The organism is Prevotella heparinolytica (genome assembly GCF_002998535.1).
GTDB lineage: Bacteria > Bacteroidota > Bacteroidia > Bacteroidales > Bacteroidaceae > Bacteroides > Bacteroides heparinolyticus.
This window is the reverse complement of record NZ_CP027234.1, coordinates 3417537-3433403: the sequence shown is the minus strand read 5'-3', so window position 1 is coordinate 3433403 and position 15867 is coordinate 3417537. Positions and strand designations below refer to the sequence as shown.

The 15867-nt window shown below is 38.4% G+C and carries 8 protein-coding genes; 6 read left to right on the top strand and 2 right to left on the bottom strand.

The annotated features are described in order from the left end of the window. Positions 1 to 128: 128 nt before the first annotated feature. The 5 genes from C3V43_RS13885 to C3V43_RS13865 all read left to right on the top strand — a co-directional run bounded on the left by C3V43_RS13885 (position 129) and on the right by C3V43_RS13865 (position 9317). A complete protein-coding gene (locus tag C3V43_RS13885; RefSeq protein WP_106070618.1) occupies positions 129 to 3065 on the top strand; it encodes a TonB-dependent receptor in 2937 nt (978 codons plus the stop codon). Positions 3066 to 3092: 27 nt separating this feature from the next. Next, complete coding sequence (locus tag C3V43_RS13880) at positions 3093 to 4355, top strand: DUF4957 domain-containing protein (RefSeq protein ID WP_106042441.1); 1263 nt, start codon at positions 3093 to 3095, stop codon at positions 4353 to 4355. 12 nt (positions 4356 to 4367) lie between these two features. Then, on the top strand, positions 4368 to 6242 hold the full coding sequence (locus tag C3V43_RS13875; protein ID WP_106070259.1) for a heparinase II/III domain-containing protein: 1875 nt from the start codon (positions 4368 to 4370) through the stop codon (positions 6240 to 6242). Between the two features lie 12 nt (positions 6243 to 6254). Next, the gene (locus C3V43_RS13870; RefSeq protein ID WP_106070258.1) at positions 6255 to 7448 is read left to right on the top strand and encodes a glycoside hydrolase family 88 protein; all 1194 of its coding nucleotides are present in this window, start codon (positions 6255 to 6257) and stop codon (positions 7446 to 7448) included. A gap of 81 nt (positions 7449 to 7529) precedes the next feature. Beyond that, positions 7530 to 9317 carry a glycoside hydrolase family 2 protein gene (locus C3V43_RS13865; RefSeq protein WP_106070257.1) on the top strand — a complete coding sequence of 596 codons (1788 nt, stop codon included), beginning with the start codon at positions 7530 to 7532 and terminating at the stop codon, positions 9315 to 9317. 90 nt (positions 9318 to 9407) lie between these two features. Here the strand turns inward: C3V43_RS13865 and C3V43_RS13860 are convergent, their stop codons facing one another. Beyond that, positions 9408 to 13349: a helix-turn-helix domain-containing protein gene (locus C3V43_RS13860; RefSeq protein WP_106070617.1), complete on the bottom strand. Its 3942-nt coding sequence runs from the start codon at positions 13347 to 13349 to the stop codon at positions 9408 to 9410. Positions 13350 to 14266: 917 nt separating this feature from the next. Further along, entirely contained in the window at positions 14267 to 14953 is a 687-nt protein-coding gene (locus C3V43_RS13855; protein WP_394336143.1) for a DUF5715 family protein, read from the bottom strand. A gap of 146 nt (positions 14954 to 15099) precedes the next feature. Between C3V43_RS13855 and truA the strand changes: the two genes are divergently transcribed. Then, a complete protein-coding gene (gene truA / locus C3V43_RS13850; protein WP_106070256.1) occupies positions 15100 to 15855 on the top strand; it encodes a tRNA pseudouridine(38-40) synthase TruA in 756 nt (251 codons plus the stop codon). Positions 15856 to 15867: the final 12 nt, after the last annotated feature.

Below are 15867 nucleotides of genomic sequence, written 5' to 3'. Positions count from 1 at the left end.
CTTGACCTGTTTTTAGGTGCTTTTGCTCTCAAAAAGGACGGCAATAGATATATATTGCTTTCATTCTCGACATTTCTCAATTAACGAATCTTTAAATTTGTACTATGACCATTAAATTTTATACGCTTATGAAGACAAGATTGCTTATTTTTTTATTATTCCTATGTGTAGGAGTTGACTTAGTGGCTCAGAATGCTACAATTACAGGTGTCGTTACAGATAGTGAGACTAAACACTTTTTAATAGGTGCGACCGTCATGTTAAAAGGCTCGAATAAAGGAACAATAACAGATGCCAATGGGCAATATACCTTATTCATACCTAAAGGTAAACAGACAATCCTATTTTCTTTCATGGGATATCAAGTGCGCGAATTTGATATAGATTTAAAATCTAATGAAGTGAAGACGCTGAATCTTGTTATGCGCCCAGATAACCATATGTTGAAAGAAGTAGTTATCAGTGCTCAAGCCAAGGGGCAGACTGCGGCGATTAAAAGTCAATTAAATGCAACTGGTATTATGAATGCTGTATCTGAAGAAAAGTTGCATGAACTTCCGGATGTAAATGTTGCTGATGCTATTGGCCGTCTTCCTGGTTTAATGATTCAACGTGATGGAGGAGAGGGGCAAAAAATCATCATACGCGGTTTAGATCCTAAGTATAACTCGGTAGCTATTAATGGTATGAATGCACCATCGACGAGTAGTACCGATCGGAGTACTGACTTGAATATGATTTCACCGGACATGATTGCTGGGGCTGAAGTGCTGAAAGCCAGTACAGCCGATAAGGATGCCGATGGGCTAGGAGGAACAGTAAACCTAATAGTGAAAGATGCTCCGAGGGACTTTAAATTTAATATAACTGGAGAAACAGGTTACCATTCGCAAATAAATGGAATGGGGAGATATAAGGGTGGTGTCATGGCAAGCAATCGATTTTTTAGCGAAAGATTTGGTGTCATATTTACTGCAAGCGCTGATCAAACAGACCGGAGCAATGATACATTTAATGCAGCTTATAAGGTAAATGGCAATACGCCTACTCCTGGATTGGATTACACAAAACCATGGATTACAGGGGTCAGCCTGGAATCGAATTTAGAAAAGCGTCAACGTTTTAACGTAAACCTGAATATGGATTTCGACTTGGGAAAAGGTTCTAAACTCAAAATGTCCAATCTCTTTAGTAGAATGAACAGAGATCGTGATATACGTCAAAAACGTTATGACTTAGAAGGAACCCGGCTGAGATTTCAGCAAACTGACCGTAATTCACATAATGCTAATATTACCAATATGTTGCAAGGGGATTTCAAAGTTTTGGGAGCAACCTTGAATCTCGGAGTAGGGCGTAGTAGTTCGCGCACAAGGACTCCATACGACCACCAAATGCAATTTCGGTTGAATGCCCCTTTTATAGCTGATATAGATGCATTGTCTTATCAGCCTCCTTATTTGATAGCCAATTCTAAATTCGTCAAAGAAGATGATCTTACGCAATATTATCTGTATGAAGCCGTTTTTAATACAGAATTTGCCAAAGAAACAGAATACAGTGCATGGTTGGATTTGAAGAAACCTTTTAGTTTTGGCGAGAAAGTCAATGGCTACATTAAAATTGGTGGAAAGTTCCGCCAAAAAGAGAGAAGTCTTGAAACAGAGCGTAGGTATAGGCGTATGGATTTGTCTGAAGGAGCTGGCCCGGTGTTTGAGAATATGCCCGGATTAACCCCATCATCTTTCAAGAACTCTTATATAGGTATTACGGATTTCTTAGACTCCAGTTATAAGCCTCATGACTTTTTAAATAATAAGTATAAAGACTTATACATTAATTTTACGCTAGATCATCGTGCCATGAGAAACTTCTATAATATTAATCAAGGTGTATATGGTAATATCCTTACTACAAAAATATTGAAGGACTATGATGGAAATGAGAGTCTTTGGGCGGGGTATATTATGGGTGAAATAAACTTTGGAAAGTATGTTACATTTATACCAGGCGTACGCTACGATTTTTCTTACTTAAATTATAATGCATACAGTGGTTCTAATGTTCCTGACAATGAAGATAAGGAACATGATTTTGAATATGAAAAAAGTAATGATTCCGACAGATATAAATATTGGCTGCCACAAATCCATTTGCGTGTGAAGCCAACAAATTGGATGGATATTAGGTTGGCATATACCGAAACTCTGTCAAGACCGGATTATAATCTGCTTGCTCCGAGAACAATCATAAAACCCAACGTGAATGAAGTAGTCTGGAGTCGTACTAAATTGAAACCTGCTTTATCTCGAAATTATGATGTTATATTGACGTTCTATCAGCCGGATTATGGATTGTTTACTATCAGCGGGTTTTACAAAGACATTAAAAACTTTACTTATACTCGCTCTGCCTATATGTTGAATGGTACAGTAACAGATCCTGCTAATTTTGAATTGCCAATGAGCTTGACAGGTGGTAGCATTACCTATCCTTTAAATAGTTCATATAATGCAACCTTGAAGGGACTGGAATTTGATTTGCAACTGCAATTCCGTAAAATGAAGAATTTTATGAGAGGTGTCGTATTGGGGGCTAATCTTACTCTTATGGATTCTAAAATGAATTATTTTGAAACATTGAAGTCAAGAATTAAAAATCCGGATTTTACTCCCGGAGGTACTGAGAAGCCATTCCTTCCAATCAACTCTGACATTATATATACAGACCGATTGTTAAAGCAGCCTTCCCTACTATTCAACATTTCCTTGGGATATGATTACAAGAAATTTTCAGGCAGAATATCTTGCAACTATCAAGACGGAGTGTTGATTGCAGAACAGCATCGCCAAGATGCAGCTGATGTGGAATCTACACGTCCATTCGTAAAATGGGATATGCAGTTGAAATATAGTTTGACCAGACAATTCTCTCTGTATGCAACTTTGTCTAATTTTACGCAATCTTCCGATCGTAAACGTCGTGATATAACGAACTATCCGTCCAGAGTTGAATACTATGGTTCGGCAGCGTATATCGGATTCAAATATGATATCTTTAAATAAAAAATGTTCCACTAAAATACTAAAGTCATGAAACTATATTCTATAACTATAAGATTGCTTCTTACATTACCACTCTTGTGTATTGGCTGCGAGAATGAAGATATACTCGATATCAATGATTTGGATATCTCTCCAGATAATCCGGGGAGTATGATTATTGTAGAACCAGACGACGGTATTACGTCGGTCAACGCTTTGACAAAAGCTATTAATGAAAATGGAGATGCGACATATATATTGCGTCGTGATGGAGTTTACTATATGGAAGGCAAGAACGTATTCAAACATAATGTTGTGATTAAGGCGGAAAAAGGTTCAGGTAAAATGCCAGTCATACAGCCCATTTGTGATGCACAAGGAGCCCTAAATGCTGATATGATCCGTTTGGCAGGTAGTGCCACTTTTGAGAATATTTATATTATAGGTAAGGATGCGGCAACAGGTAATCTCATGCAGCGTCTGTTTCGTATTGACGCATCAAACGTGAGATTGAAATTTGATAATTGTTTTATTGATTATTGCAGAAATTTCTGCATTCGTACTGACAATGTCAATAATAAAATTTATCTGAATAACTCTACCGTTCGTAATTTAGCTCTCACAAGTGATCCGGCCAACGGCAGATTAATTGATTCACGTGGAAACGAGCAGGATAGCATTGTAATCAATAACTGTTATCTTTATAATAACACTGCCCATATCGTACGATTTGATAATGTAGTCACAAACTATTTTGGAATTAAACATACTACCTTCTATAATGTCGGGCATCATATACAAATAAACTATGCCATCAAGGTTGAAATTGAGAATAATATTTTTGCTAATGTAGGGTGGAAATCGAGTAACAAGAGTAATGTGTTTTGGCAAATTTCAATACCAAAGAAAGATGAACGTGCTAAAGATATAGATATGAGTATTTGTAACAACAACCTCTTTTTCTCTGAAGAAATGGAAGGGTTGTTTGCAAAATACCCACGGAATCAGAAGCGTACTGCCTTATCCGATGATGGCTATCAGCTGATAGAGCAAGGTAAACTGACTTTTAAGGACAATTTCTCGGAAGTGCTGGTTTTTGATTATCCACCAGCTTTGCCAATGGAATATATTGATAAATTCTTTGAGAATATGGGAAGTAATATGGTCAAATGGGCAGATCTTCCATTTTATGTAGATGAAGACGGAGTAGAAGGTATTGAATCAGGAAAAACATTCACATTTCATTATTCGGCCTCTTCTAAATCGGCAACAGCTTCCACGACTCAAGGACCTATTGGAGCATTATTTTAAAGTGAGAAGAAAATGAAGAATATGCTATTTATATTTTTAGCAATGTTCTACTCTGCTTGTATATCGGCTCAAGAAGGGGATAGCAAGAAAGTTAAAGCAAGGGAACATCCCTATTTAATAATGACAACAGAAGATGAGGCTGTCATTTGTTCTGCCGTGCAAACAGATGGAATGTGGAAAGAATATCATGCTTTCATGATGGAAGAGGCTGATAATCTTCTGGGTAAGCCCAATTGTCAAAGAACTGTTCAGGGCAGAAGATTGCTTGAAGTGTCTCGTGAAATTCTGCGTAGAACATTGATTTTAGGATATGCTTACAGAATGAGCGGTGAAGCGAAATATGCCCGACAGGCGGAAAGTGAATTAGATAATGCCGCAGGCTTTGTTGATTGGAATCCGTCTCACTTTCTGGATGTAGCCGAAATGACTGCGGCTATGGCTATCGGATATGACTGGCTTTACAATTTTATCAGTGATCGGACTAAAATTAAAATAGAGAAAGCTATAGAAATGAAAGGGTTGAATCCATCGTTGGATAGCCGCTATAATAGCTGGCTCTATCGGAACAATAATTGGAATCAGGTATGTAATGGTGGAATAACACTTGGAGCTTTGGCTATTTATGATAAAATTCCAACCTTCGCTGATAAGTTAATCAACCGGGCTGTTCAATCTGTTAAACTACCTATGTCCGTCTATGCTCCTGATGGTGCGTATGCCGAGGGCTATTCCTACTGGGGGTATGGGACGACTTACAACCTCCTTTTAATTGATGCCTTGGAAAAGGTTATGGGAACTGATTATAATCTTTCTCAAGAACCGGGTTTCTTAAATACCGGTAAATTTATCCAGAACATGTTGCTTTCTGATGGTAAATCCTTCAACTATGGAGATTGTTCATCATCTGGTCGCGTAAGTCCTGCTATGTTCTGGTTTGCTAATAGGACTTCTGATAAAGATATTCTTTGGAGTGAGAAATATCAGTTTAGTCTGTCTTCCAGAAAGAGGCTTATGTCTTATCGATATGCCATATTGGGTCTGATATGGGGTGCTTCTACTCCTATGGATATTCTGCCTAGACCCACTCAAAGAATATGGGTATCAAGCAAAACAACTACTCCTGTTGCCCTTATGCGGACTACGTGGGATTATCAACATGGATTATCCATTGCGTTCAAAGGAGGGACAGCACAATCTGGACACACACATTTGGATGCCGGTTCTTTTATCTTTATTAGTAAGAACACTCGTTGGGGCATGGATTTAGGCCCTCAGGATTACAACTCATTAGAATCAAAAGGCCTTGATTTATGGAATAAGAGTCAGGAATCTGATAGGTGGAAGATCTTTAGATACAATAATCTGGCTCATAATACACTCTCTTTTGACAACAAATATCAAAATGTGAATGGTTATGCAGCGATTACAGACTTTCAGGACAATGAAAATTTCATGTATGCTATTGCAGATCTTACGCAGATATATGAAGGTCAAGCAAAGGAAGTAAAAAGAGGAGTAGCCATCGTTGATTCGCACTACGCAGTTGTTAGGGATGAAATAAAGACACTGGGACGGCCCACAGTCATTCGTTGGAATATGGTGACAGAAGCCCAACCTGATATTATAGGCGAACATACGATACAACTTTCCCAGAATGGGGAAAAATTGTTATTGGAAGTGGAATCTCCGGTAAAGATCAGAATGAAGATTTGGAATGCAACATCACCTAATAGTTGGGATGCAGAAAACCCGGGGGTAACATTCGTTGGGTTTGAAACTGAACTACATCCCAATGCGACAGAAGTATTACAGGTTAAACTCATACCGGAGGGAAATTTTGATTCCCGCAAAGAAATAATGCCGTTAACTGATTGGAAAAATAACTAAAAATAAAACAGTATGAAAAAGACATTGCTTTTGGTAAAATTAGTAATGGTACTCCTCTTGCCATCATGTAGTAATAATAATGATGTGATGAGTACTATAATAGAAAAAGGATTAAAACGTAGTATTGAACAGTCTGAATTCATGGCTGCAAGTCTAATGGAACAGCCCGAAAGGCTTCCAAAGACCACAGAGAAAGATGGAACTCTTGTGACATCAGATACGCATTGGTGGTGTAGCGGTTTCTTTCCTGGAACTTTATGGATGCTTTATGAAGCTACCGGGAATGAAACGCTGAAGAAGTATGCAGAAAACTATACGATGCGTATTGAAAAGGAACAATATGCTTTAGATACGCATGATTTAGGTTTTATGATGAACTGTAGTTTTGGAAACGGTTACAGAATAACCGGGGATGAAAATTATAAGAAAGTCTTGTTACAAAGTGCTCGGTCATTGGCTACACGCTATAACGAAAATTTAGGAGTTATTCGTTCGTGGGATAATAAGCCTAAATGGATGTATCCTGTAATTATTGACAATTTAATGAATTTGGAACTATTGGAAAATGCGTATAAACTATCACAGGACTCATTGTTTGATAAAATTGCAAATAGCCATGCTACAGTAACTATGATAAATCATTTTCGTCCGGATTATAGTTCATGTCATGTAGTAGATTATGATACCATAGCCAATAAAGCACTCAAAATGGATACCCATCAGGGATATTCAAGTGCTTCAGCATGGGCACGTGGACAAGCATGGGGATTATATGGCTATACGATGATGTATAGAGAAACCCGGAACGGAAAATATCTCCTGCAAGCCACTAACATTGCAAAGTTTATCCTGCATCACCCAAATCTTCCGGAAGATAAGATTCCTTATTGGGATTTTGATGCGCCCAATATTCCGGACGAACCGAGGGATGCTTCTGCCGGAGCTATCATAGCATCTGCTCTGTTAGAGTTGAGTCAATGTGTCAATGACGATAAACTTTCTAAGGAGTTTCAATCTGTAGCTGGTCAACAGCTAAGAACGCTCTCGTCAGATGAGTATCTGGCGGCTCCTCGGACGAATGGTGGATTTATTCTTAAACATTCAGTGGGAAATAGACCTCGAAACAGTGAAGTTGATGTCCCACTTACATATGCTGATTATTATTATGTAGAAGCATTGCTCAGATATAAGAAACTGTTGCAATAAGTATTTCGGTCAATTGTATAAGAATATGGGTAGAACGGTTGGGGCAATCTAATTATTCATAAACAACACTTAACAACTACCATGAAAAAGAGATTGGCTTGTTTATTTTTGCTATTATGGTTTTGCTGCAATCAGGCACAGATTGTACGTGCCCAATTTGCTATGACAAACGTATATGGCCGGAAATATTCCCTATTGAACGGGAAATGGGATGTAATCATAGACCCTTATCTGCATGGGCATAAAGATTCTATCTATAAAGATAAGCCTCTAAAAGGCAAATTCGATTTCAAAGAATATGCTTTTGAGGGAGGACTGCGCCTTAATGTGCCGGGTGACTGGAATTCTCAATGTCCGGAATTAAAATACTATGAAGGAACTGTGTGGTATGCAAAGTATTTCAGCGTACAAAGGAGTTCTGACGAAAATATATTTCTATATTTCGGAGCAGTAAATTACCGAAGTACTGTATATCTGAATGGCACAAAAATAGGTGCACATGAAGGAGGATTCACTCCTTTTCAGATAAATATAACAGACCATATTGTTTCTGGGAATAATTTTCTTGTATTGGAGGTTGATAACAGTAGAAATAAAGATGCAATACCGGCTTTGCTCTATGACTGGTGGAACTATGGTGGCATTACTCGAGATGTTATGATTGTGAAAACTCCTCAAGTTTATATTGACCATTATTTTATACAATTAGACAAATATAAACCGGATTTGATTCATGTCAAAGTACAGCTTTCTGAAAAGCGTGTAAATGAAAATATCCGAATTGCTATTCCCGCTTTGAATGTATTCTGGCAGTTGAGTACAGATAGTACAGGTATGGCTCAAACCTCCATGAAAGTTAAACGGTTGCAGCGCTGGTCACCGCAAACACCTCATTTGTATTTGGTCCAGTTGGCTACCCGTAACGATACTATTGAGGAGGAGATTGGATTTAGGAATCTTTATGTCAAAGGGAAACATATTTACCTGAACGGTAATCCTGTCTTTATGAAAGGTATCAACTTTCATGAAGAAATAGCCCAAAGGCAAGGCAGGGCTTTCTCTCAACAAGATGCGGTAGCTCTGCTGTCCGAAGCGAAGACATTGGGAGCTAATCTGATACGGCTGGCACATTATCCTCAAAATGAGTATATCGTAAGACTGGCCGAAAAAATGGGTTTCATGCTTTGGGAAGAAATACCACTTTGGCAAAATATAGATTTCAATAGTAAAGCAACTTTGCGGAAGGCATTGGCCATGCATTCTGAAATGGTAATGAGAGATAGGAACAGATGTGCTTTAACTTTTTGGGGGATTGCTAATGAAACAAGCCCATCCAAACCGCGCGACAGTTTTCTGAGAGAAATTATAAATAATTGTCAAAAGATGGATACCACCAGGCTTCTTACTGCTGCTTTTGATAAGGTGAAGTGGAATAATGATACCAGCACATTTGAGTTGGAGGATACACTTACGGAATATTTGGATGTTATATCTATCAATAAATACATGGGATGGTATCATCCTTGGCCACTAAAACCGTCTGAAATTAGCTGGAATATCTGTCCCGATAAACCGCTTTTTATTTCCGAATTTGGTGGAGAGGCATTATATGGCCGGCATGGAGATGCTACGGTAGCGAGTTCATGGAGTGAAGAATATCAGGAACAGCTTTATAAGGATAATTTAGAAATGTTTGTTTCTATTCCTAACTTGGCAGGTATAGCCCCTTGGATTTTATTTGATTTTCGTTCTCCTTATCGTTTTCATCCACTCAATCAAAATGGTTGGAACCGGAAAGGGTTAATCTCAGATCAAGGATATCGTAAAAAAGCCTGGTATATAATAAATGATTTTTTTAGAAAACATTAATCCCTAGATGTTTCATAATGAATATCCATATGCTTACCTTGCTGAGGCAATTAGTGTATCTGTAAACTTTGCCCAAAAGCAATTCTATTCCTATATCTTTTTTTGCAGAGAATATTGTTTCGGAGTTAAACCAAACTCTTTCTTAAAGCTCTGTCCGAAATAGCGTTGATCTGAATATCCAACCATGTAACATATTTCTGAGACGGGATAAGAAGTCTGTTTCAACAACTCTGCCGCTCGTCGCATGCGTCTTTTCCTGATCAAATCACTTGGCGACAAATTTGTAATTTCTATAGCTCTTCTATATAAGGTAGAACGACTTATATTTAGCAAACCGGCCAATTTATCAATGTTAAACTCAACATCTGCCATGTTGTCTTCTATAACGTTGATGATATTGGCAACGAATTTGTCATCATCTGATGTAATAAGTACTTCTTTAGGGTCTATAATCAGCTCTTTTCGAATGTTCTCTTTGATTGCCGTACGTACATCAAGTAACTGTTTTATTCTTACATCCAGACTGGCTACATTGAAGGGTTTTACAATAAACATATCAGCCCCCGCTTCATATGCTTTCTGTTCTGTTATTTCAGAAAGGATCGATGAAATGAAAATGACGGGTATTGCTGATAGTATCTGGTATTCTTTCATTTTGCGGCATAACTCAAATTTATAGTCGTCCTCTTTCACAACATCAAAAATAACTAAAGAGGGGACTCTGTCGAGCATGTGCTTTATGTCGGTGGAAGCTGTCTTTAGCGATACGTTAAATTTATCTTGGAAAACAGACTTTATGAAAAGGTCTATATCTTTGTCTCCCTCGTACAGGTAAATCATTGGCAGATTTTTATCCGAATCAAGACTCAATTCATCTACAGTCCTGTCTTTTTGAATAGTTACAGGTAATAGCAGCGATACAGATTGCGCTCTATCCAATGTTTTCATTTCTCTTGCACTATAATGTGAGCCTCCTAATAGTAAGCCGAAAGTATATTCTCTCATCCGGCTGCCTTCAATATTGCGTATGGATAATTCACTATGATGCACTTTCAGATAATCATATGCAATTAGAAAACGAGTGTTTAACTCTTTTATATTAGATTCGCCTTCTCCATTTCGCGATGCAATGATACTTACGTTCAGTTTGTAATCATGTGAGTCAAGCATATATTTCACTTCAATTCTACCGTCATCTGTTATATAAGAGATAGCATCTTCCATGATATTATAGAGAGCTACTTCTATCTTGGTTATGTCTATGATAGTTGTAACAGAAGTCACGTTCCCTTCTATTGAGTGAGTTATATGTTTAGTGGCAAATTCATCTATAAATAAATCATAAATTCCTTGGATAACAGGAATAGCATCCACTTCTGATAGCTGTACGTCATATTCTCCCAAAGATACTTTTTTGAACTCCATCAACTTCGATACTTGTTCCGATAATTTGAATACATTGCCTGACATTATATGTAGCATGTGCTTAATATCTGAAATTGTCAACTGGTCATAGTTTTTCAGTAAATATTGTAAAGGTGCATAAATCAGGGTTAATGGTACTTTAAAGCCATATGACAAACGGGTGTAATAATCCAATTTCCACTTAGATAAAGCATCCTTATGCTTCAATCTTGAACCTAAATTAAAGTTTCGGACAACTAATAGTAAGATGCCTACAACTACGGTAACATATATGGAGTAGGCCCACCAGGTTCTCCATGGAGCCTTTCCCACAACGATTTCAACAGTCCGTATATTGTCCATCCAAATTCCTGAAGCATTAGTTGATTTTACTTTAAAAATGTATGTGCCGGGAGTTAAATTAGAATAAGAAGCACTATTTCTTGATGCATCTGTAATAATCCAATCTTTATCGAAGCCCTCTAACATATAGGCATACTCTATCTTTGTCGGATCTTTATAATAGAGAGAACTGAAAGACATGGAAAATTGAGTGTCTTTATACGATAATGCCAACTTACCGGAATTATTAATCTCGTGTAAGGGGTTTTGCTTTTCATCGGAAAAGTTATCTTTATTCAGAATCTTTATACTGGATATATAGACATTATGCGGATAGGTGTCTGGTGTCAATTGAGTAGGATTAAAAAAGTTGAGTCCATTTACTCCTCCTATAAATATTACTCCATTGCGGTTGACGCATGTTCCTAAAATATACCAAGTCTTTATGATATTTTGATTTACATTCAATTCATAATAAACAATCAAATCTTCTATATTGATCTTATAAATACCATGTAAACTAACCGCCCATATGTTTTCCATGTTATCCTGTATAATGGATCCAATATAGGAACTTTTTCTTGAATATGGGAATTCTAATCTTGTAAACTTATCTTGCTCAATGTTGTATCTATATAATCCGTTTGCCGTTCCGGCCCATATTCTTTTTTGATGGTCTATGTATATAGCCGTTATCCATGAACCACCAAACATATTTCTATGATATAACTTTGTACTTACAACTTTCAAATCATCATCTACTTGCAGACGATATAATCCGTCATTGTCGGATGAAAGCCAAATGTCTCCATTACTATCCCTGCAAATGGCTCTGTGCTTGCCTTTCACCTTCTCAGGATAGCCTAATCTGGTGAATTTGCCGGTTGAAGCATTAATGCAGCCAACTCCGCCTTCGGAGAATGCAAGCCAGATATTATTGTAATAGTCCTTGAATATGGAACGTACATATCGCATTCCATATTGTTCTAAAGCAGCATTCAGTGATTGGTCGTCGTAAAAAAGGCATCTTCCCGAATCAAAGAATTTGATGGCGTTTTTCGTGCTAATCAGAAATTTTTGCTCTTTTATTTTGGTGATGCACTGGATTTTATTACCTGCAATTATATCATTTGTATTTCTTCGGTCAACATATTGCGTAATAGTGTAGTCATTCTTATTGTTCCATTTAATTTTATTAATTCCATTGGATGTGGCTAACCATAAGTAATTGGCATCACAGTATATGGAAGAAATAATATTGCTGGAGGGAACATCCTTTCTGTCTTTGCTATACTTGATGACATGAAAATTAGAGGATTCATCATTGTATAAGTATACCCCCTCTAATGTACATATCCAGATTCTGGATTTCTTGTCTTTATAGATTTTATTGATAGTGTTTTTCAGCTCGTTATCTCCTGATTTATCTATTAATAATTTATTTTTTAAGGTTACCTTTCCGCTATGGTCATATTCGTATATGGAAATACCATATCCTCTGGTTCCTACCCACACTTGGTTCGCGTATTCAAAGAAGGAGATAACTTCGTGATTATAGGCGATATGATTAAATCCTGATACTCCCACAGAATCCAAAGCATCTATGTTGCTATATAATATTTCTTCACCACGGCATATCCATAGTTTCTTACGGCTATCAATAAATAATTGAACAATTTTATCTCCACTATATAAAGTGTCGATTTTCGTTTTGCCGTCATTACCAATATGAATGATTACCAGTCCGGATTCTGTGCCTAATAAGATTTTTTGATTTCCATAAATCACCATAGAAGTAATATGATTATTCAGTGATTCTTTATATATGGTTATTTTGCGGATGAATTTCCAGTTATAATTAAAGAGGAAAATTTCTCTGTCTGTAGCAACGATTTGATAATCGCCGTTATACTGATAAGCTATGATATTCTGGGACTCCAATAACGGCGAACAAAGTTCACATTGGTTATTTATATAGTCGTAGGCATAAAGTCCTTCATTAGTTCCTATATACAATGTCGTCTTTCTGTGGCTTAAGAAATTAACATAATGATCGCTTATCATTGAATGGGTTAATGGCTGAAGAGAATAACCATCAAAAAGAAAGACACCGTTATCCAACCCTAACCACATAAACCCTAATGTGTCTTGTTCAATAGAAGTAATTGTATTATAGAAAAGATTTCCTTTAAAATCAAAAGATTTGATGTTTTGTGCCATTCCATAAAATGAACAAGACAGCAAAATACACAATGGCACGAAGATATTTTTATTGATATTTTTCATAGGGCGCTCAGCTAAAATATTACACATTAAGATAGTCTTCCTTATCACACCTGTATTTCTTTGGGGTTCTGCTAAGATGTTATTTCTTATAAAAAACAAATCTACTAATTTATATTGTTAACCTGTTATTTAGAGTCTTAAAAAGCAAAAAGCATTTGGAGTTTAAAAGGACTCTGGTTGTGGTATCTATTGAGTTGTCCATATATGGTAGATGATTTCTCAACATATTATGAGAGGCAAAGATACTCGGGGAGTTTTAGCCTGTTAGTTTCTAATATATGCTATATCGGCGTACTTGGCTACCGGTAATTTTGTTGATGTGAGTTACATAAATGACGGCAACTTAAAATGTGCTAAAATTATATTGAACTCTGGTTCAAAAGAGGACTGTCTTATTTGAGAAGGACAAAACTTTTGTAGTTGAGTCAACTGCCGGATATGGAGCTTAACAAAGAAAACATAGAGAAGTTGGAGACAGACTATAAATCTGTTGGAAAGCGAAGCGGGATTCGGATTGCTGATATTACATGTACTGTTGGATAATCAATCCATTATACCGGTTCCGTGCCCGAAGACATGGCAGCACCGGATGCAGACGATACAAGTTTTGTCTCTCTCGTTGATATAGACTGATTGGCGATGTGACTGCATGTCTACCGGAAGTGTGGAATAACCTGTAAATATTTATAACTTGTAGCTTGCTGAATTCCTTTCAATAAAACGCTTCTTTTAAACCGTTGATAATCAGCCTGCTATGTTCTTGCTAAAAACAGCTCCGATTTTTACTAATTTCCCGATGGATTTTTACTAAAAATCGGCTCAATTTTTAGTAAAAATGGAGAGCTTTTTAGTAACGCTTCTTCTCCCCTTGTGCTAAAAAACTCTTTTTGTAAAATAAACGGATTGTTTCCTTATGCTCACTGTCTGGCGGTGATGTGAAAACACCCTTGCTTCAACTCATATTTGACATAACACTTCTCCGCCTGTTTTAAGTCTCTCAACACCTCGGACAGTACCAGCTTCAAAGTATCCGGACTGACATCCTGCAAGGGACGTCCGTCTTCATCCTCCACTTTTTGGAAACGCTTCCAGCTGACATCGAACGTGGTGCCGTAGAAATGGGCGGAGTTTTCGGAGGCATTGCCATTGCGGCGGCGCAAGCGTTTGACGTCCTCTTTCGTGCGAAGTACGGATGTTACTACTATCTTATTCGGGTTTAACCCTTTGGAGGCCAAAGAGTCGAGAAAGTTACTGCCGATAGTGTCCAACAAACTTGCCGCTTCCGGAATGAGATAAGGAAGGGAGTGCGTCAGTGAATCCACAGCATACAGCTCATTCGTGGTGATGAGTTGCAGTTTCCCTTTTATCCTTTCCGCTTCTTCGCGCGAAGAAATCGGCGGTATGCCGAGTGCTTGAGCCACATTGAGGTGCTTCTCGTTCAAATCGCCGAAAGAACGTTTGTAGCTGATGACTCCCCGAATGTTGCGTGGCTGGTTCGGCTTGAGCGACATGTCTTTCTTTTTGCAGCCGGCAAGCGTGCATGTGGCAACCAGTGCGGCAAGTAACAAAATAGGTATAAAACGTTTTTTATGCTGTATTTTCATTCTTATTTATGATATGGGTTTGTGTGACTTGTGATGGAAATTCCGGGCAAAGATATAGCAAACCATTGAAACTCCGGGAATGGATTGCGTCTTTTTTCGTCTCTTTTCGTACCTTTGTAGCGAATTTATAGAAAGCAGAGGGAAACGTGCAACGATATTTTATATACTTGGCTTATGACGGCACAGCCTATCACGGTTGGCAAATCCAACCCAACGGGACAAGCGTGCAAGCGTGTCTGATGAAGGCGCTTTCCACCTTGTTGCGCCGGGAAGTCGACGTGGTAGGTGCGGGGCGTACGGATGCCGGAGTGCATGCTTCGCTGATTGTGGCCCACTTCGACAGCGATGCTCCTTTGGACACCGTTCTTATGGCCGACAAGCTGAATCGGCTTCTTCCTCCTGACATTTCCGTCTATCGGCTGCGTGCCGTGAAACCGGATGCACATGCCCGTTTTGACGCGACGGCGCGCACATATCGATATTATGTCACTACGGCCAAGACTCCTTTCAACCGCCAATATCGCTGCCGCCTGTTTCAGACACCCGATTTTGAACGGATGAATGAAGCGGCGCAAATCTTGTTTGACTATACCGACTTTACCAGTTTCAGCAAGTTGCATACTGATGTAAAAACCAACAACTGCCGCATCATGCAGGCCGGGTGGACGCAGCAGGATGAATCGACGTGGGTCTTCACCATCAGGGCCGACCGTTTCCTGCGCAACATGGTGCGTGCCATTGTAGGGACGCTGCTTGAAGTGGGGCGGGGCAAACTCTCCATCGAAGGTTTCAGGCAGGTCATCGAGCAACGCGATCGCTGCCGGGCAGGGACTTCCGTTCCCGGAAATGCGCTGTTTCTGGTGGATGTTGCCTATCCGGAAGAAATTTTTGTTAGTGATTAACGGATAGGGACT